The sequence below is a fragment of the Empedobacter tilapiae genome (genome assembly GCF_004785645.1).
GTDB classification, from domain to species: Bacteria; Bacteroidota; Bacteroidia; order Flavobacteriales; family Weeksellaceae; genus Empedobacter; species Empedobacter tilapiae.
Genome location: NZ_SRPE01000009.1, coordinates 74,925 through 99,812 on the forward strand (window position 1 = coordinate 74,925; position 24,888 = coordinate 99,812).

Annotated in this window: 18 protein-coding genes; 9 read left to right on the forward strand and 9 right to left on the reverse strand. The window is 31.2% G+C overall.

The window, feature by feature from the left end; genetic code table 11:
* Nucleotides 1–8: 8 nt before the first annotated feature.
* Complete coding sequence (locus E4J94_RS12910; protein ID WP_135836215.1) at nt 9–2,831, reverse strand: GEVED domain-containing protein; 2,823 nt, start codon at nt 2,829–2,831, stop codon at nt 9–11.
* 227 nt (nt 2,832–3,058) lie between these two features.
* Nucleotides 3,059–3,643, reverse strand: a complete 585-nt coding sequence (locus tag E4J94_RS12915; RefSeq protein ID WP_135836216.1) for a TlpA family protein disulfide reductase — start codon at nt 3,641–3,643, stop codon at nt 3,059–3,061.
* A 157-nt stretch (nt 3,644–3,800) separates the two neighbouring features.
* On the opposite strand from E4J94_RS12915, the gene queA reads away from it, so the two are divergent.
* From queA to E4J94_RS12940, 5 genes are all read left to right on the forward strand, one after another.
* Nucleotides 3,801–4,850, forward strand: a complete 1,050-nt coding sequence (queA, locus tag E4J94_RS12920) for a tRNA preQ1(34) S-adenosylmethionine ribosyltransferase-isomerase QueA (protein WP_135836295.1) — start codon at nt 3,801–3,803, stop codon at nt 4,848–4,850.
* Nucleotides 4,851–4,857: 7 nt separating this feature from the next.
* Entirely contained in the window at nt 4,858–5,907 is a 1,050-nt protein-coding gene (rlmN, locus tag E4J94_RS12925) for a 23S rRNA (adenine(2503)-C(2))-methyltransferase RlmN (RefSeq protein ID WP_135836217.1), read from the forward strand.
* A gap of 11 nt (nt 5,908–5,918) precedes the next feature.
* Complete coding sequence (locus E4J94_RS12930) at nt 5,919–6,872, forward strand: hypothetical protein (RefSeq protein WP_135836218.1); 954 nt, start codon at nt 5,919–5,921, stop codon at nt 6,870–6,872.
* A 56-nt stretch (nt 6,873–6,928) separates the two neighbouring features.
* Nucleotides 6,929–7,861: a polyprenyl synthetase family protein gene (locus tag E4J94_RS12935; RefSeq protein WP_135836296.1), complete on the forward strand. Its 933-nt coding sequence runs from the start codon at nt 6,929–6,931 to the stop codon at nt 7,859–7,861.
* Nucleotides 7,862–8,026: 165 nt separating this feature from the next.
* Nucleotides 8,027–8,233, forward strand: coding sequence for a hypothetical protein (locus tag E4J94_RS12940; protein WP_135836219.1), 207 nt, complete (start codon nt 8,027–8,029; stop codon nt 8,231–8,233).
* Nucleotides 8,234–8,330: 97 nt separating this feature from the next.
* Here the strand turns inward: E4J94_RS12940 and E4J94_RS12945 are convergent, their stop codons facing one another.
* Nucleotides 8,331–9,194 carry a GNAT family N-acetyltransferase gene (locus E4J94_RS12945; protein WP_246034331.1) on the reverse strand — a complete coding sequence of 288 codons (864 nt, stop codon included), beginning with the start codon at nt 9,192–9,194 and terminating at the stop codon, nt 8,331–8,333.
* Between the two features lie 92 nt (nt 9,195–9,286).
* On the opposite strand from E4J94_RS12945, the gene kbl reads away from it, so the two are divergent.
* The 3 genes from kbl to E4J94_RS12960 all read left to right on the forward strand — a co-directional run bounded on the left by kbl (nt 9,287) and on the right by E4J94_RS12960 (nt 15,008).
* Nucleotides 9,287–10,486 (forward strand): glycine C-acetyltransferase, encoded by a 1,200-nt coding sequence (gene kbl, locus E4J94_RS12950; RefSeq protein WP_135836220.1) that lies wholly within the window; start codon nt 9,287–9,289, stop codon nt 10,484–10,486.
* Between the two features lie 146 nt (nt 10,487–10,632).
* Nucleotides 10,633–13,320, forward strand: a complete 2,688-nt coding sequence (locus E4J94_RS12955; RefSeq protein WP_135836221.1) for a PD-(D/E)XK nuclease family protein — start codon at nt 10,633–10,635, stop codon at nt 13,318–13,320.
* Nucleotides 13,321–13,457: 137 nt separating this feature from the next.
* Nucleotides 13,458–15,008, forward strand: coding sequence for a dicarboxylate/amino acid:cation symporter (locus E4J94_RS12960; RefSeq protein WP_135836222.1), 1,551 nt, complete (start codon nt 13,458–13,460; stop codon nt 15,006–15,008).
* Nucleotides 15,009–15,076: 68 nt separating this feature from the next.
* On the opposite strand, the gene E4J94_RS12965 is transcribed toward E4J94_RS12960, so the two are convergent.
* Together E4J94_RS12965 and E4J94_RS12970 are read right to left on the reverse strand one after the other, a co-directional pair.
* On the reverse strand, nt 15,077–15,394 hold the full coding sequence (locus E4J94_RS12965; RefSeq protein WP_135836223.1) for a GNAT family N-acetyltransferase: 318 nt from the start codon (nt 15,392–15,394) through the stop codon (nt 15,077–15,079).
* 106 nt (nt 15,395–15,500) lie between these two features.
* Entirely contained in the window at nt 15,501–16,733 is a 1,233-nt protein-coding gene (locus tag E4J94_RS12970) for a metallophosphoesterase (protein WP_135836224.1), read from the reverse strand.
* A gap of 155 nt (nt 16,734–16,888) precedes the next feature.
* Between E4J94_RS12970 and E4J94_RS12975 the strand changes: the two genes are divergently transcribed.
* Nucleotides 16,889–18,133: a GTP-binding protein gene (locus E4J94_RS12975; RefSeq protein WP_135836225.1), complete on the forward strand. Its 1,245-nt coding sequence runs from the start codon at nt 16,889–16,891 to the stop codon at nt 18,131–18,133.
* A 438-nt stretch (nt 18,134–18,571) separates the two neighbouring features.
* Here the strand turns inward: E4J94_RS12975 and E4J94_RS12980 are convergent, their stop codons facing one another.
* The 4 genes from E4J94_RS12980 to E4J94_RS12995 all read right to left on the reverse strand — a co-directional run bounded on the left by E4J94_RS12980 (nt 18,572) and on the right by E4J94_RS12995 (nt 24,185).
* Entirely contained in the window at nt 18,572–19,426 is an 855-nt protein-coding gene (locus E4J94_RS12980) for a hypothetical protein (RefSeq protein ID WP_135836226.1), read from the reverse strand.
* Between the two features lie 232 nt (nt 19,427–19,658).
* The gene (locus E4J94_RS12985; protein WP_135836227.1) at nt 19,659–20,756 is read right to left on the reverse strand and encodes a hypothetical protein; all 1,098 of its coding nucleotides are present in this window, start codon (nt 20,754–20,756) and stop codon (nt 19,659–19,661) included.
* A complete protein-coding gene (locus E4J94_RS12990; protein WP_135836228.1) occupies nt 20,746–22,254 on the reverse strand; it encodes a hypothetical protein in 1,509 nt (502 codons plus the stop codon). Before E4J94_RS12990 ends, E4J94_RS12985 begins: the two co-directional genes overlap by 11 nt.
* A gap of 2 nt (nt 22,255–22,256) precedes the next feature.
* On the reverse strand, nt 22,257–24,185 hold the full coding sequence (locus E4J94_RS12995) for a type VI secretion system Vgr family protein (protein WP_135836229.1): 1,929 nt from the start codon (nt 24,183–24,185) through the stop codon (nt 22,257–22,259).
* Between the last annotated feature and the right edge of the window lie 703 nt (nt 24,186–24,888).

The window sequence follows — 24,888 nt, forward strand, 5'->3', positions numbered from 1 at the left end:
TCTAAAAGTTAGTTCTTGACAACTTTTGTTGTCTTAGTACTTCCATCAGCATATTTAATTGTTACAATATAAACACCTTTGCTAAGTGTTGATAAATTAAGCTCTGTAGCTGGTTTCATATTTACTAATGTTCTTCCAGAAAGATCAGTAACAACAATAGAAACAGCATCTTTAACATCAGAGATTCTTAACACATCTTTGAATGGATTAGGATATATTGATATCGCAGTTTTACTCATGTCTGACACGCCTAATTTTCCTACATTAACAGTATAATCTTCCATCTCACCATATGCCTCGTTTGCATTATTTGGTCCACAAGCGAAATGATGACCAAAAGCATCTGCTTTTGATGCAGCTAATACAACTCTCATTCTTGTAGGTCCCATTTTTGCATCAGAAGGAATAACAATGTTTTTAGTTAAAACTTGTGCAAGTCCTGTTCCTACATAAGTATACTCACTTTCTTCAAAAGAACCATTTTGATTAAAATCAATCCATACACCTACAGACTCATATAACCAACCATCACCTGAAGGGCCTACTTTTACAGAAATAGGATAAGTTTCTCCAGCAGAAACCTCTGCTACCAATGATGTGAAATCAGAATAACCTGTTGTCCCACTACAGCTAGAATCTTTATTAATTCCTGCAAATGTTACATTTTCAATAACATCACCATCACTACAAATCATATTAATTCCGTTGTTACAATAAGTGTAATTAGAAGCTGTTGTGAATGAAATTTCTTCACATCCTGATGCATCACCTGTATCATTAGAAGCTACCACTTTTACAAAATATTTTGTACTGGCAGATAAAGAAACATTATAATTTGTTTCTGTAACTTCTTTTCCATCTTCTATATCATAAGTTCCTGAAGCAGTTCCTATATATATTTTATATTTATTTGCATCACTAACTACATTCCAAGTAATTTTTGAAGACGTTGCTACATCAACTGCTCCATTTGACGGCACAGTGATTGTTGTACAATCAGGAACAGATGCAACTCCTTCTTGAATATCAATTGTATAATCCTCTACTTGACCAAAAGTATTATTCCCACATGGCTGAGGATCTGTAAGAAATGCCGTTCTAACTCTCATACGAGTTTTTCCTAATTTTGCATTAGAAGGTATTTTAACAAGCCCTGTTGATGTAGCTGCATTTACAGTCATATTTGTTTTTTCGTCATCTGTAAATACTCCATCTTGGTTATAATCAATCCAAATACTTGTTTTATCACCAGAAAAATTAGCAATCTTAACTTCAATTGGATATCCTTTATTTGTTTGAACATTACCTACTATATTAGTAAAATCTTCGTATCCATTATTATCATATAAAGGTGTCGATGCATTATCTATGTCTGCAAATTTAACATTAACTATTCTTTCATAATCATTATTAGTAGAAGTCGCTTGAGCATCACAATAAGTAAGTGCAGTAGATTTTACTTTAATTGTATACTCTTCCACCTGACCATTTCCAACATCTGAACAAGCTGTAGAAAGAGAATTATGAATAGCTGTAGCCCCTGTGAAATTATATTTCACTCTCATTCTCTTCTCTCCTGCTTTAACATCCGCTGGAATCGATAAATCCCCTTTTAAATTAATTAAACCACCTGTTACAACATTTGATACCAACATTGTACCAGCTGTATTGAAATAAGCTTCTCCTGCATCATCAAAATCACCATCTTCATTCCAGTCGATGTATATCACAGTAGCAAAATTATTACTTCCCGATCCTATTCCAGATAAAGTAAATGGCACCGACGTTACATCATCATTGATTTCGAATTTTGTTGCTGTAAAATTTTGATGAGCTTCATACGTTCCAAAAGTAGTAGCCGCTTCATCAGATATTTTTTCAACATCTCCAAATTTGAATGATTTAATTGGAAACATCTGAGCAGGAATCGTACTAATAATCGGTCCACAATAAGGAGCAAACGAATTTTCACCTGTTGTAAATGTAGTTTCCACACAACCTACAGCATCTCCTAAATTATTCGTTGCAACAATTTTAGCAAAATATTTCGTATTAGCCGCCAATGCTTGAGCTGCTGGTAACATATAACCTGAAGATTGTTCTTCTCCATTTATTGCATTATAAGTTGCTGACACACTTCCTAAATACAATTTGTAAGCATGTGCATTTGTAGCAGTTCCCCATGTAAAAGTTGGTCTTACAAAAACATCTGTCGCACCATCTGCTGGAGCAGAAAGAGTAGTACAACTTGGAATAGCATCAACGTTTTGTACAATTGAAATATTATCTAAGAATACTAATGCTCCGTTAGTATTATTCGCACTTGTACTTGTCACTGAAACTCTAAATTTAAAATTAGATCCATTAATTAGTCCATCAGGTATAGACGCTGTAACATGCACACATTCACCCGTTGTTCCACTATATGGAATTGTAGAAACTGTTGTAAAAGTAGTCCCTGCAGCATCAGTAGAATATTGCACAAGAATATTTCCTTTAAGCTCACCTACATTATTTTGTAAGAAATCCTCTATGATATAATCAAAATTAATGTCAATTTGCTTTCCATTCGCAACCATTGCCGCAGGCTTGGTATAAGTAAGAGTAGCCGTTTTTCCAGAAGCTGCGGTTCCCACTAAAGCAGCCCCCCAAGCTCTATCAACTCCAGTACACCCCGCATTATTATACACTCCTGTATAATTGGCTGGCGTAAAACCTCCAGTTCCAACCCAAGTCGTCGGAAGTGTTGTTTCAAATCCCTCTTTAACTGAGATTTGTGCATTGGCACCAATTCCTAGCGCCATACTACATAATAGTAAAATTTTCTTCATGTATTAATTCATTATATATTAGTTATACAAACATACACTTTTATTAATAATATGAAAATAAAAACTTAATTTATTTAAAATATAATCAATTTAACAGTTAAAAAACATATTATTTGACAAATTAAAAGAAATGATACTGATTTTATCTAAAAATGCACACACAATTATTTAGATCAATCAGAGTATTTAGTTTAATAATAAAAAAAGCTTCCTTTCGGAAGCTTTTTTTATTTCATCATTTTGAAAATATCTATCAATTGTTTATTGATTTCTCCTGTTTGATAATCCATCGGTGCAGGCGCGCGATCAATCATAATATTTCCTTCTTTGTCTAAAATAATAAAAGTCGGGATATATTCTATCTTATAATCAAAGCCAAAGTTATCTTCTCTTCCTGCAAATAACTGTACACCAGACATCTGATTTTCTCTGACCATTTTTTCCCAAATTGGCTTATCTTCTAATTTATCCAAAGAAACACTTACAAAATGAATTGGTTCTTCATGAAATTGTTTTTCCAACTCTTTCATAAATGGAATTTGCACTTTACAAGGTCCACACCAAGTAGCCCAAATATCCATGTACACATATTTTCCTTTGAAATCTGATAAATCAAATCGTTTTCCATTGATATCAGCCAAAGAAAAATCAGGAGCTTTTACCAATTCTTTTGGAATTTCAGATTCTGGAGATTCTTTTTTCGCAACAGAATCAATCTTTTCTATTTCAGTAGATTCTTCAATTTTTTGTTCGGATTTATTACAACTAAAAAATGTAAAAAACATTGATAGTAATAGTAGTTTCGTTTTCATTTATCGATTTAAACTAAGTTATATTATATGCTTTATAAAATAGGTTAGCTGTCAAAAATAAACATTTAAACGTTATCAATTTCATAAAATACCTCAATTAACTTGACAAAGGGGTATCTGAGGTCGTATATTTGCAAAAAATTGTACAATTATGAAAATGAAAACCTCCGATTTCGACTTTACTTTACCTGAAGAACTTTTAGCAGATCGTCCTTCTGAAAACAGAGACGAAGCTCGCTTAATGGTTGTTCACCGTGACACCGGAGAAATTGAACATAGACAATTTAAAGATCTTATCGAATATTTCGACGAAGGAGATGTAATGATTCGTAACAATACGAAAGTTTTCCCTGCTCGTTTAATGGGTAACAAAGAGAAAACTGGTGCTCAAATCGAAGTTTTCTTGTTGAGAGAATTAGATGCTGAGACTCGTTTATGGGATGTATTGGTTGATCCAGCACGTAAAATTCGTATCGGAAATAAATTATTCTTTGATAATGATGATACATTAGTTGCAGAGGTAGTTGACAATACGACTTCTCGTGGACGTACATTACGCTTCTTATTTGATGGTTCTTACGAAGAATTCCGTGCAAAATTAAAAGAATTAGGAGAAACTCCACTTCCAAAATATATTTTACGTGACGTTGAACCTGAAGATGCAGAGCGTTACCAAACAATTTATGCTAAACATGAAGGAGCTGTTGCTGCGCCTACAGCTGGTTTACACTTTTCTAAACACTTATTAAAACGTTTAGAAATTAAAGGTGTCGATTTTGCTGAATTAACTTTACATATTGGTTTAGGAACTTTTCAAGCTGTTGAAGTTGAAGATTTATCTAAACACAAAATGGAATCTGAGCAAGTAATTATTCCTCAAGCTACAGCAGATTTAGTAAACAGAGCAATCGACGACAAGAAAAAAGTTTGTGCTATTGGTACAACTTCTATGCGTTCTATCGAATCTTCAGTTTCTGCTGATGGACATTTAAATGCTTATGATGGTTGGACAAATAAATTTATTCACCCACCATACGATTTCTCTATTGCAAATTGTATGATTACAAACTTCCACACACCAAAATCTACATTAATCATGATGATTTCTGCGTTTGCTGGACACGATTTAACAATGAAAGCATACAACGAAGCTGTAAAAGAAGGATACAAATTCTACTCTTACGGAGATGCAATGTTAATCTTATAAGACAAGTTTGAATACAACAAAAAAAGACATACGAAAGCTTTCACAAGCTGAGATTGAAGATTATTTCAAAGAGATTGGAGAAAAATCATTTCGTGCAAAACAAGTATACGAATGGTTATGGAAAAAGAATGCACATCAGTTTGATGACATGACGAATATCTCAAAAGCTTTACGTGAGCAATTGGGAGAATCTTTCCAAATTCAACCTGTTGAAGTTGATCTTCTACAAAAATCTAACGACGGAACCATCAAGAATGCGGTTAAGCTTCATGATGGTAACGTTGTGGAATCTGTTTTAATTCCGACTGATTCTCGTACAACTGCCTGCGTTTCTTCGCAAGTTGGTTGTAGCTTGGATTGTACCTTTTGTGCAACAGCACAGTTAAAACGTATGCGTAACTTAACAGCTGCAGAAATCGTTGATCAAGTTGTGATTATCGATGAAGAAAGTAAACGTTATTTCAATCGTCCATTAAGCAATATCGTATTTATGGGAATGGGAGAACCTTTGTTAAATTATAACGAAGTAATTTCTGCCATCAAAAAAATTACGTTGCCAGAAGGATTAGGAATGGCTCCAAGAAGAATTACAGTTTCCACTTCGGGAATTCCTAAAATGATTGAAAAACTAGCTGACGAAGATTTACGCGTTAATCTTGCGGTGTCTTTACATTCGGCTCGAGAAGAAGTTCGTAATGTAATTATGCCTTTTTCTGTTAAATTTCCGTTGACAGATTTAATGGATAGTCTTCAGTATTGGTATCAACAAACGGGTTTACGAATTACATTCGAATACATTGTTTGGGGTGGTGTTAATGACAGAAAAGAAGACATTGATGCGTTGGTAAAATTCTGTCGAAAAATACCTTCAAAAGTGAATATTATCGAATATAATTCGATTGATGATGGAATCTACAAACAAGCATCAGAAGAAGCTGTTAACAATTATATCAAAGCTTTAGAATCCAACAATATTGTGGTAAATGTACGTCGTAGTCGCGGAAAAGATATTGATGCAGCTTGTGGACAATTAGCCAATAAAACTGGAAATGATTAAAAAATAATCAAATGAAATATTTAGCCATATTTTTATTTTTGATTCTAACTAAATTCTCTTTCGCGCAAATAATAGAAAACATTGATACAATTTCTATTGATGATTATAAAATGGAAAGTGTTAACTTACCTCCTACTTTGAACGAAATTTCGACTTTAGAATATGAAAAAGAAGATAAAAATGTGGCTTCTTTTTGGGGTTTAAACGATTCTGATTCCAAACCAGAATTGTATCGTTTTGATGCAAAAACAAGTGAAATTATCAATACAATTTTCATCACAAATACTCCAAATATTGATTGGGAAGAAATGTCTTCGGATGATAATCGAATTTATTTTGCTGATTTTGGAAATAATTTGGGCAAACGAAAAGATTTAGCCATTTATTTTATCGAGAAATCAAACATCGATTATTCAAAATCTTATCAGCAACTAAAAGCTGAAAAAATAGAATTTTATTATCCGGAACAAGAAACTTTTCAATTCAAAAATATGACAACAAATTGGGATGCAGAAGCATTTTTTGTCCACCAAAATCAGTTGCATATATTTACAAAAGAATGGTCAAATATGGCAACTTCTCATTACGTCGTCCCTATTGATTCTTCTAAAAAACACGCAGCCAAAAAGTTAGAAACTTTTCCTACAAATTATGCTGTGACTGCTGCATATATCGATGCTGATGTAAATAGTCCGACAAAAGGAATTTATTTATTGGGTTACACAAAAGAAGCATTAACTTTTATCAATTGGTTTGATTTGCCAAAAGATAACAATCAGTTATTCTTCACTTCTCAAGTTAAAAAAATAAGTTTACCTTTGGGCTTCACGACACAGTTGGGACAATTGGAAGGGATTTCAGTTTTGCCAACCGAAAACAAAATTTGTTTTAGCGGAGAGGAATTTAACTATAAAGGATTCTATGCAAAACAGGTTGTACATTGCATCAATAATTTTACGAATTAAAAAACTAAATTTTGGGTAACACGGTAGATTTGATTAAAGCTCCAATCGCGGAGGAAATGAAATTGTTTGAACAGAAATTCTTCGAATCGATGAAGAGTAATGTTTCACTTCTTGACCGTATTACCAATTATATTGTGCGCAGAAAAGGAAAACAAATGCGCCCGATGTTTGTCTTTTTGACTGCAAAATTGAATGGAGAAGTACAAGAACGTACTTATCGTGCGGCTTCTTTTATCGAACTTATTCATACAGCTACTTTAGTACACGATGATGTTGTAGATGATAGTACATTGCGTCGTGGTTTCTTTTCACTTAATGCCATCTGGAAAAATAAAGTTGCGGTTTTAGTTGGTGATTATTTCTTATCTAAAACCTTAATTATTTCGACTAAAAACAAAGATTTTGATTTGTTAGAAGTTGTTTCTGTTGCGATACAAGAAATTTCGGAAGGTGAATTATTGCAAATCGAAAAAGCGCGTAAACTTGATATTACAGAAGATGTTTATTTCGAGATTATCCGAATGAAAACTGCAACGCTTATTGCCGCTTGTTGTGAAGCTGGAGCGCGTTCTGTTGGTTGTTCGGAAGAAATTGCAAAGAAAATGCATCGCTTTGGTGAATTGGTTGGAATTGCTTTTCAGATTAAAGATGATTTGTTTGATTATACCACTTCTAATGCTATCGGGAAACCTGTCGGAATTGATATTAAGGAACAAAAAATGACGTTACCGTTGATTTATTCGATTAATACAGCGAATGAAAAAAACAAAAAATGGTTGATTAATTCGGTAAAACGTTATAACAATGACAAAAAACGTGTACGAGAAATTATTCAGTATGTGAAAGATCACGGAGGAATTGAGTACACGCAAAAAATGATGAAACAATATAGCCAAGAGGCTTTAGATATACTATACGAGTTTCCCGAAAATGAATTTCGAAATTCATTAGAAACAATGGTGAAATACGTAATCGAAAGAGAAAAATAACAAAAAAGGACTTCTAATTGAAGTCCTTTTTTGTATAGTACAATATTGTAAAGCTTCTAAATGAAAAAAGATAATATCATACTTACTGTTTCTTTATTTTCTCCTCTTTTGTTTTTAGGTTGTATTGTTACTTATTTTTTTCGTTCTCCAAAACTTATTCTCCTTATGAATATTATAAAACAATTCATTAAAAAAATATATACAAAAGATGAAAGTAGAGGAAATCGATTAATGGTTAGAGTTAAACATTCAGATTATTATTTACCTTATGAAAATGCAAATCAATTTATCGAAATAGGTGATGCTGTTGTCAAGAATAAAGGTGAAACATCTTTACATATTTTTAGAAATAAAAGTTTAATTATAGAATAATTATATTACAATTAAAAATCTCATCAAAATCTTCTTAAATTACTCACAAAAAAAGCTGCTACAAATTGTAACAGCTTCCATATATTATTCTAAATATTTATTTATTTAAATTCTTTTGATAAATATAATCATCCATGATGTATCCATTTCCGATGTCAAATGTTTTTGATTCCATATTCTTGAAACCATTTTTCTCGTAAAAACGAATTGCTTTTGCATTGTGTTTGTTCACCGTTAAATGAACTGCTTTTGCACTTTTTTCTTTGGCGAAATCTACAACTCTATTCAACATCAATTGTCCAATTCCTTTGGTTTGATTAGACTCTTTCAAGTAAATTTTTGACAAGAAAACAGTATTGTTTTCATCTAATTTGTAATGTAAATAACCTGACGGAACATTATCAATTTTTAGAATCTCCCAAATTTCACTATTCTCAATTCCTTCATTTACTTTATCATTGTTATACATCATATCAATCATATAATTGATTTGATCTTGTGATAATAAATCCTTGTAACATTCATTCCAAATCTCCTTAGCTAAAGGTTGAACCAAATGAATATTTTTCTCATTCACAGTATGAAAATGAGGATAAACATCTAATTTCACTGGGTTAATTTTTTGATTAACTTCTATATTTTGAAGAATTTCATTTTTGCGTTTATCAATTTCTCCTTCCCACATTTCCATTGTCCATTTACGCTTTAAATAGTTATAATAGACAAACGATAGAAGAATAAATAACACCAAATCTGGGATCATCATCCATTTTGATTCCATCAATTCAGGAAGTGTAGATTTTATAACACCCATTGACATTAAAATTGCGATATTAATTGCAATAACAAAAACTCCCAAAAAGTATAAACCAACAACTTTTAAAATAAGTCGTAATTTATCTTTATTAAACAATTTTCCTAGAAAATAATACTGAAATATTAAGATAAGTATAGTAATCACTTTTATTCATTTTATATCATACAAAAATACAAAAAATATAAGCGAATCCTTTATATTTGTATGAAACATATCAAAACAAAAAGTGATTTATTATGTATAGCGATAAATTTCAAAACTACTTACAAACGCAATTGAATGATTTAGAAGAACAAGGATTGTTTAAAAAAGAACGAATTATTGCTTCTCCTCAAAGTGCAGAAATTACATTAGAAAATGGTAAAACATTACTTAATTTTTGTGCAAATAACTATTTAGGATTATCAGATAATAAAGACGTTATTTCAGCTTCACAAAAAATGTTAAATGATCGTGGATATGGAATGTCTTCGGTTCGTTTTATCTGTGGAACACAAGATGTACACAAACAATTAGAGAAAAAGATCGCTGATTTCTTAGGAATGGAAGACACGATTTTATACGCTGCTGCTTTTGATGCAAATGGTGGTGTTTTCGAGCCTTTGTTTACAGAAGAAGATGCTATTATTTCTGATGAATTAAACCATGCATCTATTATTGATGGTGTTCGTTTATGTAAAGCTGCTCGTTACCGTTACAAAAATAATAACATGGCAGATTTGGAGGCACAATTAATTGCTGCTTCAGAAAAGAATCATCGTTTCAAAATTATTGTAACAGACGGCGTTTTCTCTATGGATGGTATTGTTGCTGACTTAAAAGGTGTTTGTGATTTAGCTGATAAATATGACGCTTTAGTAATGGTTGATGATTCTCATGCAACAGGTTTCATTGGAAAAACAGGTCGTGGAACACACGAACATAACGAAGTTATGGGACGTGTAGATATCATTACTTCTACTTTAGGTAAAGCTTTAGGTGGAGCAATGGGAGGATTTACTTCTGGTAAAAAAGAAGTCATCGAAATGTTACGTCAAAAATCTCGTCCATATTTATTTTCTAACTCTTTGGCTCCTGGAATTGTTGGTGCTGCTTTACAAGTGTTAGAAATGTTAGAAAAAGACACTTCTTTACGCGATAAAGTAATGTGGAATGCTGAATATTTTCGCAAAGAAATGGTTGCTGCTGGTTTTGATATTCCAGAAGGTGATGCTGCAATAGTACCAGTTATGCTATACGATGCAAAATTATCTCAAGTAATGGCAGACAAATTACTAGATGAAGGTGTTTATGTCATCGGATTCTTTTTCCCTGTTGTTCCTCGTGATAAAGCACGTATTCGTGTTCAATTATCAGCTGCACATACAAAAGAACAATTAGATCATACAATTACTGCTTTTACAAAAGTTGGTAAAGAATTAGGAGTGATTAAGTAAGAATACTGAATTTCTATATACAAGCCGTTTCATATTTCTGAAACGGCTTTTTTGTTCTAAAATAATTTTTCAATTAATAATTAACGCCATCTTTTGTCTCTCAAAATCCTTACTTTTACAACAACTCAACGTAAGAAAATTTCAAAATGGCTCAATTCATAGAAAATGTTGTCAAAGATTTAGTTCAAAATAAAAAAAACTTTATCAACACAATTTTAGTTTTACCAGGAAAACGTCCAATGCTTTTCTTTAGAGAAGAATTTCAACGTCAATCGCAAAATATCATTCTTCCACAAATGAAAAGTATAGAAGAACTGATGAGTGAACTTTCTGGTTTAGAAATTATTTCTGGAATTAATCTATGGTTCAAAGCTTATCAAGCGTATAAAAAAATAGTTGACAAACCTGATTCTTTTGAAGATTTCATAAAATGGGGACCAACTATTTTAAAAGATTTTGATGATATTGATGCTTCATTGCAACCTGCCAATAAAGTTTTGGATTATCTAGTTTCGGTTGAACGAATTAATCAATGGGGAGATGGAAAAATTGAGATTGGAAAAAATGAAATCATTCAAAATCACTTAACGTTTTGGGGAATTGTTTCGAAATTATATTTTCAATTGCAACAAGATTTACTAGATTCGAAGGAAGGTTATGCTGGAATGGTTTTTAGAATCGCAAGCGAAAAAGTAGATGAAATTGTTGAAAATAGAACTTCACATTATGTTTTTGCAGGTTTTAATGCCTTAACAAAAGCGGAGCAAGCATTGATTTTCAGATTGGAAAAAGAAAATTTAGCAACTTTATATTTTGATGCCGATAAATATTATTATGAAAACCCAAATCAAGAAGCTGGAGCTTTTTTAAGAAAGTATAAAGAGAAAATAAAACCTATCAATTGGATTGTAGATGAATTTTCAAAACCAAAAAACTTACATACAATTGGTGTTGCAAAACAAGTTGGACAAGCAAAATATATTGCAGACATTTTAAAAAATCTCAACGAAAATGAGATAAAAAACACAGCGTTGATTTTAGCTGACGAAGCTATTTTACCTGCGATTCTTAATTCATTACCCGAGAATATTACACATCTTAATATTTCGATGGGAATTCCATTACGTTCAGTGCCTTTGGCACAATTTTTCAAATCGATTTTTGAATTACAAATGAATAGAGAAAAACTTGGGAAAAGTAAAATGTTTTATTTTAAAAATATTTTACAAATTCTAGAAAATAAAACTTTATCGCATTACAGTTCTGAGAGTAGCCGTGATTTAGCACACGATATTCGAATACAAAATCGAATTTTTAATTCTCAAAATTCAATTCAAAAAGCTCTGAATGATTCAATTTTCAAAAGCATATTTCAAGTACCTAAAAGTATAACTGAGTTTATTCATCATTTAAAAAATTGGACTGATGAACTATTGCATGATCCTTCTATGATTGATTTATTAACCAAAGAATATTTATTCTTTTTTAAGAAAGTTTTCAATCAACTATATGAAAATCTATTGAGTGTTGATGATATTAAAGATTATAGAACTTTGTTTTTATTGTACAACAAAATTGTTTCTTCTGAAACTATTTCTTTTATTGGAGAACCTTTAAAAGGGTTACAGTTAATGGGATTATTGGAAACACGTTTGTTAAATTTTGACAATATTATCATGACATCAGTAAACGATGAAATTTTACCTTTAGGAAGACAAAATAATACTTTTATTCCTTACGATATTCGTAAACAAATGAAATTGAATACTTTTACAGAAAATGATTCAATTTATGCATATCACTTCTATCGTTTAATTCAGCGTGCAAAGAATGCGTATTTCGTATATGATACTGAAGCTGATGGAATGGGTTCTGGAGAAAAATCTCGATTTTTAGCACAAATTAAATTTGAGAGTAATCACAAAGTAAAAGAAACTTTTGCTGCACCAAGTTTTATAACTAAACCATTGAAAGAAATCATTATTCCAAAAACAGATGAAACAATGGCTAAACTTCAAAATTGGGCTAATTATGGAATTTCGCCTTCTTCACTTTCTACTTATTTACGTAATCCCTTAGATTTTTATGAACAGCGTATTTTTAATGTTAACGAAGTAGAAGAAGCAGAAGAAACAGTTAGCGCAAAAACCTTGGGAAATATTGTACATGGAGCTTTGGAAGATTTGTACAAACCTTATTTAAATAGAGTTTTGCATGAAAACGATTTCAAATCTATTGAAAAAGAAAAAGATAAAACACTACAAGAGCATTTTAGCAAAGAATACAAAGATGGACATTTGGATAAAGGTCCAAATTATTTGATTTATAAAATTGCTGAACGAATTGTAGATGGTGTTTTATCAAAAGATGTAAAAACGGCAAAGGAAAATGAATTTATCATAATATCTTTAGAAAGTAAACATGAAGTTGATTTTGAATTAACAAATGGGAATCGCGTAAAACTAAAAGGTGTTATTGATAGAATTGATTCTGTAGATAATCAGATCAGAATTATAGATTATAAAACAGGTTATGCAAAAGATATATCGGTTAAAACTGAAGATATAGAAACCGTTTATCAAAAAGAGGATAAAGCAAAACAATTACAATTGATTTTCTATGCACATTTATTTTATGCTAATAAAGAAAATCTAGATAAGGAAATTGAATTATGTATTTATCCAATCAAATTTCCTAATAAAGAATTAATAAAACTTTCTGTGAATGGAAATAAGATCACAGATTATTCGATTGTAAAAAACTCAAGCCAACCAATGTCAAAATTAATTGAAGAAATATTAGATCAAAAAACTCCTTTTAAACAACCAGAATAGTACTTTATACACTATAAGAAATATCTTTATAAGTACTAGATATAAAGGAGTTTAAATTTAAATGACGTATAATTTTATTTATATTCTTAATAATTTATTAAAAAAATAGTAGTTTTGGCAAAGTTTAAAATCGCATAATGAAAAACAATAAACTTTTTATCGCTATCATCGTTGCATTGCTAATTGGTGTTGCATTGGGAGGATATGTCAATCTATTTGGTCGAGGACAAGGGATTCGTATAGACACAAAAACAATAGAGAATACTAATTTTATAGATGAAGTAAGCTATATTTCTACTGATAATGTAAAAAGAGTACAAAAAGTATTTATCTTCAAAGATTATAAAGATCCTAAAAAATTAGACTCAATACAAAAAGTATATAAAAATCAAGATATTGTTTTTGTTCCTAATGATGATGATAAAGCTCATTTTTATCCAAATAAGATCAAAGATTTAGATGTTAGCATCAAAAAAACTGAAAAATCTAAGGAAGGAAGGATTACAGGAATTAAAAATATCACTTCATTTTCAGAAAATATAAAACTTTTAGGTACTATCTTCATCCGTTTAATTCAAATGATTATCGCTCCTTTAGTTTTTTCTACGTTAGTTGTAGGAATTGCTAAGATGGGAGATATGAAAATGGTAGGACGTGTTGGAGGGCGTGCTATGGGTTGGTTTATTACAGCTTCGCTTACTTCTTTGGTTATTGGAGCTATTGTTGTAAATCTTATTAAACCAGGAGAAGGTGTAAATATCGAAATGGATGCTAGTTCTGCCCAAGACTTATTAAAAGGTCAAGCTTCACTTACATTAGAACATTTCATTACACATATGATTCCTAAATCTGTTTTTGAAGCATTTGCTACAAACGAGATCTTACAAATTGTTGTTTTCTCTATTTTCTTTGGTGTTGCTCTAGCTGCATTTGGTAAAGAAGGAGAAATAATAACAAAAGCCTTAGATAAAATTTCGCATGTAGTTTTAATCATGGTTGGATACGTAATGTGGACAGCTCCGTTGGGTGTTCTAGGAACAATTGCTGCTGCAATTGCTACTTATGGATTCGGAATTTTTGCTTTATATGTAAAATATTTAATCGCTTTCGTTATAGGTATAGCTCTTTTATGGTTAGTATTATGTATCGTTGGATACTTCATTTTAGGTAATCGTCTATTCGATTTATTACGACATATAAAAGCTCCTTTATTGATTGCTTTCTCTACAACTTCTTCAGAAGCTGTATTTCCTAAATTAGTAGAAGAATTAGAAAAATTTGGAGCTCAAAAGAAAATTATTTCATTCACATTACCACTCGGATATTCCTTCAATTTAGATGGATCAATGATGTATATGACATTTGCATCGCTTTTCATCGCACAAGTTTATGGAATTCATATGCCAATCGAAAAACAAATTTTGATGCTACTTGTTTTAATGCTAACTTCTAAAGGTGTTGCAGGTGTACCAAGAGCCTCATTAATTGTAGTGGTTGCTACTTGCTCTATGTTTGGAATTCCACCAGAAGGAATTGCGTTGATTTTACCTATCGACCATTTTTGTGATATGGCTCGTTCAATGACAAATGTACTTGGGAACGCTTTATCTACAGTTGCTGTAGACAAATGGGAAGGCCATATTGCGATAGAACAAGAATATATTCACAACGAAGATAAAAATGTATAAATTATATTTAAAAATAAAAAAAGCGGCTTAAAAGCCGCTTTTTTTATTTTCTCTCTAATATTATTCGCTTATAATTTATCGTAATTAGGAAATTTTGAATTGACAATTCTTTTCCATTCAGGATGCTTCTTAATATATGCGAAAACATATGGACAATAAGGAAATAACGAATTTTTATTTTCTTCTAAATAAGTCAATGTCTTTTCTACTAAAGCAGAAGCAACTCCTCTTCCTCCTAATTCTTCTGGAACTTCTGTATGTATCAATTTAATAATATCACCCTCTTGCTTATAATCAATAAATGCAATATAATTATCAACTTCTAACTCAAATCTAGAAGTTTTTTCATTCTTAACAACTTGTAATGGAATTAATTCTTCATTCATATTTATCTAGTTTTTTATAATACAAAAATCTTTCATTATTTAAAGAAATTAATTGATATACATCAAAAAAGCAACCAAAATTTGATTGCTTTCTTTATTTTATATTTTATACAGATTTCAACTCTATTAATGTTATTTCGGGCCAAACGCCTACTCTTCCAGGATAAAAGTGATAACCAAATCCTCGATTTACATTGATAATCTTTCCTTCAAAATCATAAAATCCCGCCCATTGCGGATACACATATTGCGCAGGACTCCAACGCAAACCAATCTTCGGAACTTCAATTCCCAACTGCATTCCATGCGTATGTCCAGATAAAGTCAAGTCAAAATGTTTCGGATGATTTTTCAATATCTCATTCCAATGTGATGGATCATGAGACATTACAATCTTAAAATCATCAAAATTGACATAATTAGCTGCCAAATCAATATCACCTAATTTCTTAAATCGTGTTCCCCAATTCTGAACGCCAATCAACGCAATTTTTTCATTGTTTTTAACAATAAATCTATTCTCATTAAGCAATAATTTCATTCCAATCTTAGGGAAAATCGCTTTGATTTTCTCAAAATTATCTTGCTTTTCTTCCTCCGTTTTCCAATCCGAATATTCTCCATAATCATGATTTCCTAATACAGCAAAATTACCATGCGGAGCTTGTTTTATTTTCGAAAAAACATCGTACCATTTATCCATTTCCCAATGAAAATTATTTACAATATCTCCCGTAAATAATAAAATATCAAAATCTTGTTGATTGATTAAATCGATTGCATATTCTATCTTTTCACGATTATCCAAACTTCCCGAATGAATATCTGTAATGTGTAAGATTTTGAAACCATCAAACGATTTTGGTAAACGTTGATACGCCAATTTTTTCTTGATTACTTTGAAATTATATTTTCCTAAAGTCATTCCATATATCAAACTAAAAAAAGGTATTGAAGCTACTGTTAATCCAGAAATCATTACAAATTTTCGGCGAGAAGGTAAATAAGAATCTTCTTTTGTTTGATGATTTGTTGCACGATTAAATAACCAACCAAAGCCTCTAAAAATATCTTGAACCAAGAAAAATAGAACCAGAATAATTCGAGGAAAGCCAAACAACATAAACAAACCTGTTGCCCACATTGTTGTTTGTGTTTGACCAACATTACGATCAAAAAAGATTAGATTATATCCAAAATTACCCAAAACAAGTAACCACAAAAGCACATTTCCTAAAAGAATATACTTATTTTGAATGAATTTTTTAAAATTATAATACAGGTAAATTTCAAGTACGATTGAAATAATTATTGACGTGATAACACTATAAACAAACATTATTTTATTTGATTTTGAACAAAAATAAAAGAAATCTTTCTAACAGTAATTCATTATTAAATTCTTAACAGAACATTATAAAATTTATAGATGATTCTGCACAAAAATTTGCGTGATAAAAACGTAACTTTGTAGCATATTTTTAAGCATAAATTATGAAAAATAGACTACCTGTAACGGTACTTTCTGGATTTCTTGGAAGCGGAAAAACAACACTTCTTAATCATATATTACACAACAAAAAAGGACTAAAAGTAGCAGTTATCGTAAACGATATGGGCGCGGTAAATATTGATGCGCAAATGGTTTCACGTGAAAATGATTTAATTCAAACGGATGAAAAATTGGTTGAATTGAGCAATGGTTGCGTTTGTTGTGAATTACGAGAGGATTTGATTGTAGAAATCGAGAAGTTAGCACAATCAGTGAAATATGATTATTTGGTTATCGAAAGTTCTGGTATTTCTGATCCAGGCCCTATTGCGCAATCATTGGATTTTGTTTCGCCAGATGGTAAAATTGATTTGCCAAAAGTTGCACGTTTAGACACGTTGGTAACAGTAGTTGACGCTTATAATTTCTTCAAAAATTTAGGAACTGATGAAGATGTTTTTGATCGTGGTTTTACAGAAAATAGAGAAGATAATCGTCCGATTGTGAATCTTTTAATCGATCAAATTGAATTTTCGAATGTGATTATTCTAAATAAAATGGATTTGGTTGAAGAAGAAACGTTGATGAATATTGAAGCGTTTGTCACAAAACTAAACCCAACAGCTAAAATAATTCCTGCAAGTTTTTCTCATGTTGAATTAACTGAAATTTTGAATACCAATTTATTTGATTTTGAGAAAATTCAAGATATGGATGCTTGGGTAAAATTATTAGAAGAGCAAGAAAAAGAGAAACATCACCATCATCATCACAACCATGATCACGAATGTGGCGAACATTGTACGCACGAACACCACGATCATTTGGAAGAAAAATATGGAATGACTTCTTTTGTTTACAGACAAAAAATTCCATTTCATGCAGAACGTTTTTTAACGTATTTGAATGATAATTTTCCTCCAACTATTTACCGTTCAAAAGGTTTATTTTGGTTAGCGAATCGTCCTGATGAAGCTATTTTCTTGAGTCAAGCTGGTGGTAGTATCCGAATTGATCCTGCGGGAGCTTGGTGGTGCTCAATGCCATATGACGAAAGAATTCAGTTTGCAGCTTATCAATTTAATCAAAAAACGATTGACGCAAAATGGTCGAAAGAATGGGGAGATCGAATGATAGAACTTGTTTTTATTGGACAAGATCTGGATAAAGAAAAAGTTACACAAGAATTAAATTCTTGTTTACTGAATGAGCAAGAAATTGCAGAATGGCAAGCAAAACATAATTAAAATAAAAGAGCCTTATTTTGAATTGAAATAACGCTCTTTTTCTTATCATCCTTGTTCTAAAGATTTAAACAGATTATTTCATTTAACAAATTCACTTGTCCTTTCCTAAAGGCTCAGTTAATTACAAACAGGTATGTTTATCCTTATCCGAGGATGCAGTTGATTACAAACAGGTGTGTTTGTAATAAAATTCTCTTGAAAATACTTGTAAATAATTTTTATTTCTTATACAACTATTGATTATTAACGTCTTGTATAAATGCTATTTCTACTTCTGAAAAGAAAATTTCTGATTCCTTTTTCCAATTCTATAAATGATTTAGTATTTTCTAAAATTATCATATTGTTATCTGTTTTTTATTGAGAACAAGCTATGATAGAACAAATTCCAAAAAACAGAATACAACCAATTTTTATTTATGATCGATCTTTTCTCATTTACTTCTCAAATTCGCCAACCATAATTCGTCCGCCACTTTCTGGTGAATCAAAATCCCAAAAAATACCTTCTGTTACCAAAAATTGATCTTTATAAAAGCCAAATAAATTCTGAAGAATTATAAATCCTTGTACATGGTGGGTTGTCCATGTTTTACCATAATCGTACGAATATCGTATTTCTGGCTTAGAGCCTATCTTTCTATAATCACATATAAAGTTTTTGTAACGATAGAAAGATTTATTATCATTTGTTTCTTCATATAACTTATTTTCATAAATATCATATATTTCTGACTCATAATTAACGCCATCATCTATTCTTACTTTTTTGAGAATTAATTGATTATCTATATAGAAGAAATAATCATATTTATTTTTTAATTGACTTAAAACTTTCTGCTCTTTTGTTCTGAGATTAATTTCTATTATTTCTTGGTTTTTTTTATAAACAATTCTTGTATCTCCAATATGAAAAAAAGATTTACCTATTTCATTAGTAGGAATAGAATATTCTTCTTTTAAATTTAATAAATTAATTATTTTAGGGATAGATTCATTTCTTTGCAGAATATATTTTCCATCAAAATAGCTATAAAAGATACTTTTATCAGAGTACTCTAAAACTTTTGTCAATTCAAACGTTTTGTTATTCAATAACTGAAGTTGATGTATTTTGACAGCTTCATTATTCATTGTATATGATTTTATCAAAGTATAATCTCCTTTAGAATCTATATCTTCAAAATCTTCATCATTCAATAAGATTTCTTTATAGGTTTTTCCTTTGTCATTACTCGCAAATAAAACCGCTACTGAACCTCCCTTTTTTTCTTCGTTAAACTTCCATACCATTTTAGACCCTGCTAATAATATTGTATTTTCATTTGGTATAGCTATTTTTTTTTAAACTAACAGCGCTCCCTGGATTAAATCCATTAGGTCTAACTTTATATAAATCAAAAAAATCGAATTTACTTATCCACTTCATATTGTTATCTGTTTTTTGTTGAGAACAAGCTATGATAGAACAAATTCCTAACAACAGAATACAACCAATTTTTATGTATGATGGAACTTTTCTCATTTACTTCTCAAATTCGCCAACCATAATTCGTCCGCCACTTTCTGGTGAATCAAAATGCCAAAAAATACCTTCTGTTACCAAAAATTGATCTTTATAAAAACCAAACAAATTCTGAAGAATGGTAAATCCTTGTACATGGTGGGTTGTCCATGTTTTTCCATAATCGTACGAATATCGTATTTCTGGCTTAGGACCTATATTACTATAATCGCACATAAAGTTTTTGTAACGATAGAAATCCAAGTTTTCATTTGTTAAATCACACAACTTCTCTTCATTTGCATTATATACACTTGTTGAAAAAGAACCATCAGCTTCTACTTTATCATCTATTCCAAAAGAATAATCATTCCCATCAAACCAAAAGTAATTATATACTCTCTTAAGATTCTTAATTACATTCTTAGTATTTGTTTTTATATCATATTCTTCGATTGTTTGATTTATCAGATAAATAAACTTTCCATCTCCTTTATTATACAAAACTTTTTTAGAAAGCAATTGTTCTGGAACATCATATTCTTCTTTCTTGTCAAACAGATTGATTAATTTTGAACCTAATTTATTTTTTTTGATAATGTATTTCCCATCAAAACGATTATATGAAATATCTTTATCTAAATACTCTTCAACTTTTATCAATTCGAATGTTTTGTTATTCAATAACTGAAGTTTTTGAACTTTTATAGCATCTTTATTTAATGTATATGATTTTATCATTGTATAATCTCCTTTTGCTTCCATATATAAAAAACTAACATCATTTAATAAGATTTCTTTATAGGTTTTTCCTTTGTCATTGGATGCAAATAAAACTGCTACATCACTTTTTTTATTTTCATCAAAAGAATTTTCATCTTTAGCTCCTGCTAATAGTATTGTGTTTTCATTTGGTATAGCAATTTTTTCTAATCTAATGGCACTACCAGGGTTAAAATATCCTCCATTTACTCTTACTTTATATAAATCAAAAAAATCGAATTTACTTATCCATTTCATATTGTTATCTGTTTTTTGTTGAGAACAAGCCATGATAGATAAAAAACATACTATGCGCCATGTTCCTTGTTTTAAAATATTGATTAATCTACTTCCCATTCTTGATACTGTTTTCGTTCACAAACTCTGTTACATCCTCTTGCATCACAATGTTCCATACTTCATTTACAATTTTTTCAGCTGCTTCTTTTATCACTTTCCAAGCATCCCTTAGTATCGAGTTTTCTTCTTGGCGGTAATGTTCGATATTGCTAAACAACAAAGTGTCGTAATCCATATTAGCAGCTACAATAGCAGCTTGCAACCATGTACCATATGCGCCATCGCCCATCCATTCTTTAAAATCGGGCGATAAACCTACCAACGCCAAATCTTTAATCGGTAATTCTGACATAGCTTTTGGATTATATGCATCGGGATGCGTTGCAAAAGCAAACTCTTGAAAGCGATGATTAATCAATTCGATGTTTTTATAATATCTTACTTTTTTTTCTGTTCTTATTTCTTCTAGTTTTTCAGGTTCATTTTCATATTCTTTTTTTTCTAATTCAGTCGATTCAAAATTTTTATTAAACGTACTTTCCATACTTTTTATAATTTTATCATAAACCGCTTCATATTTGTAATCAATTAATCCAACTTCCATTAACTTTTGTAAATCATGTCTTGCTTTAGACAACCATTTCTTACCTTGCGGAGATAGTTTTGGGTTCAGTACATGAGTAAAACGTACGCAGTATTTAAAACCATAACTATGCGACAAAAGTGGTTTTGCTTCTACACCATTACGTGTTTCTGCTTTTATTTGCGCTGTAGACATTCCTACAGCTTCTTTCATTTCTTTTGTTAAGGCATAAATTTCAAAGAACTTAGTTGTTGCTTCATTCATCTTTAACATTGGTCCATAATAATAGTTAGGAGGCACATGTCCACAATCCTTATGTCTACGCATAAAATCATTATAGCGAAACTGGTAAAACTCGCAACGTCCATAACCAATGTCTTTGTAACTTTTTACAACTTTTTTGTCGCAAGTATGCACCGTAAGATAGTTTTCTACCGCTTGAGGTAGCTTTATTAAAGAGTCACTTTCATAAGAGTTTTCAAAATAAAGTTCTATTTCGTCGTTCTCTTCATTCTGCGCAAAATTTTCTATCCCTTGCGACAAGGTTAGTGGTAAACTTGCTCTAGTTCCATTTAAAGTCACTGAGGTTATTTCACTTTTAGTTCCATCAGGATTGGGTCTAACGATTTCTATTTCATCAGGAAAAAAGTTAGCTCCATCATAATCATACAACTTTATGAAAATCTTTTTCTCCTCCGTTACATGTTGCATTTCCAAATTAAAATAAACAGTTTCCCCTACTTTTGCTTCGGTTATTCTATTATTACCTTCAGCATCACTGCTCCACCAGCCTTCTTTAAAGTACTGTAATTTTTCGTCTTTATCTTTCTCTGGCGTTCCAAACACGGTCCCATTCTTCGCTGTAAAATGGCTAAACTGTCCTGCATAAGCCTCAAACTCGTTGGTAAACACTGTCCAACCTTTTTCTATTTCGGTTATATGTTCTTCTCCTGTAATCCTTATTATTGACATAATTACTGCATTTTAGAGTTTTCTCCACTATTATTGTTGAAAACCGATTGCGAATGAATGTCATTGTTATCTTGAGAAATAATTTGACGCTTCTTTGAATTTTCTTTTACTTCTGTGGCTTTAGATTCTCGTTTACCTTTTACAAATTCTTGTAAACTTCCTGTCACATTTGTCATAAAGTTAGCCCCAACAGAAAGATTATTCAATAAGCCAACTGTTGTTGTTTTATTCTGAGAAACGGATTCAAATGAATTTCCTCCGATATTCAAATTTGAATTCATACCTACATTGGTATTCATATTCTCTTCAACAATAAAATTCATATTCTTTGCGGTAAATGTCATTGTCTCTGGTGCTGTAATATTAATATTACTTCCTGTTGTATCTAAGTGAATTTCATTACCCGATTTATCGGTAATGACAATGCTTTCGTCTTCTGTAAAAACAATGCGATGTCCACTTCTGGTTTGAATAGATTTTACGCTGTTATTCACTCCGCCTCCCAAGCCTACTTTTCCGTGGAACATACCGCCCATTACAAAAGGTCTGTCAGGATGATTGTGTACAAAACCTACCATTACTTGATCGCCCACTTCGGGAATTGCAACATAACCACGGTTTTGTGCCACTTGATCTGTACCACCTGCATCGGGTGACATCATTCGAATAAAGTTAGTAGTATCGTGCATTTGCCATCCAAATTTCACCTTCACTCTGCCTTGTCCTTTGGGATCAGTATTCGAAACAACGGTTGCAATTTGTGGTTCTGCTTTTGGTGTTGTAAAAAAGGGTTTAGGAAGAAATCCTGTATCCGAAGCGATCGCTTTAAAACGACCTGTGTAATGTCCCAATGTGTCAAAATCATGCTCTACGTCGGTAATCATTATTCGAGTAAAATAAGTGGTTTTGTTACTATCTTGTTTGCGCATTTCTAAGTCGGCAACACAACCTGGATATAAAAAAGGAATCGTTGTAGAACCGCTTACCGTAAAGACTTCCACTCCTTTCAAGCCTGCTTCACTTCTTTGAGAATTCACCACATCTAGATCGGTATTGGCTCTAATTGGTGCGATTTGTAAAGCTTTTGTTTTGAAGATATTTTCGGTGTTTTTGTAAGCTGTTTTGGCTAAATCGCCACGATGTTTAATTGGTGTTTCTCCTGAAGTTAATTTAGAATCTTGACTACTATTATAACCGTAAAAATCTGGTTTAGTGTGTACAGCATTCAATTCAACACTTATATCATTTACATTGCGCCCATAAACCAGCTTCAAAGTTTTGTTGGGAGGAGGTAGTTCGCCAAAATGCAACACCTCGCCATCATAATAAAACTGCTCCCCATAAGCTGTTGCCATTCGACACAAATAATTGTAATGTGTTTCGTTGTATTGCCCACTATATAAGATATCCGAAGCATTTTTACCTGAAACTCGAACATCAAATTTAGTCTCTCCTAAACCTTCTTTTATCAATTGAGTTGCGATAATACTCATGTTGACAGATTGATCTCCTCCAAAACTCTGTGTATGAGGTGCCCCATCTAATAAAATAGTGGGACTAAATCCTGATAAAACGATATTTCCAAGACTTGTATGTTCCTGTAAATATCCCACTTTTGTAATCACACCAACAAAAATTCGTTCAGGACCATCTTCTATGTCTTTGTAGCGAATAACAACCGTTAAACGATTACCTAAAAATTTATTTGACGTTTCAAGCTGATGATTCTCGTACATTCCAAAGGTATCATGATCCAATATTAACTCGAATTTATGATGCGTTTGACTGTGTTGTTCCAAAGAAAAATGTTTGTAATGCGGAACTATTTTACCATCTATTACAAGTAATAATTTAGCTAAGCGGTTGATTCCTGATACTTGACTATCAGCAATAGATTGTGATTCATCGTAGCTGCGGAAAGGTAGTTGCATAGGTAAGCAGTTAGTTTTTAATAAGATATTAAAAACTAAAGTAATGTAAAATAATTACATAAAAAAGGTTCGAGAATTAATTCTTGAACCTTTTAATTTCTTCTGAACATAAAATAGAGGTTTTGTAAACCTGTGCGGCTTTTTGTTTAAACCTAGCTAAGTTTCGGTCAAAAGCTGCGCGGCTTTCTGCTTAAACCTGCTTACCTTTTACCCAAAACCTGCGCAGGTTTTATTTGATTATTACCTAGGTTTGTAAACACTTTTAATTACCTTTAAGTATATTAATACCAAAAGCCTCGTAGTCACGAAACTTTTGGTTGTATAAAATGATAGTAAGTTTGTCATTCTGACAAAGGAAGAATCTTTTAAAACCACCTTATTAAGATTCATCATTCCGTTTTGCTACATTCTGAATGACACCTATTTATTAATAGAAATAATAGCAAGTTTGTCATTCTGACGAAGGAAGAATCTTTTAAAATCACCTTATTAAGATTCATCATTCCACTTTGCTACATTCTGAATGACACCTATTTGTTAATAGAAATTATAGCAATTTTGTCATTCTGACGAAGGAAGAATCTTTTAAAATCACCTTATTAAGATTCATCATTCCACTTTGCTACATTCTGAATGACAACTATTTATTAAATAAGTTACTACTTAGATTTACAAACACAGCTAATTATCTTTAAGTGTATTA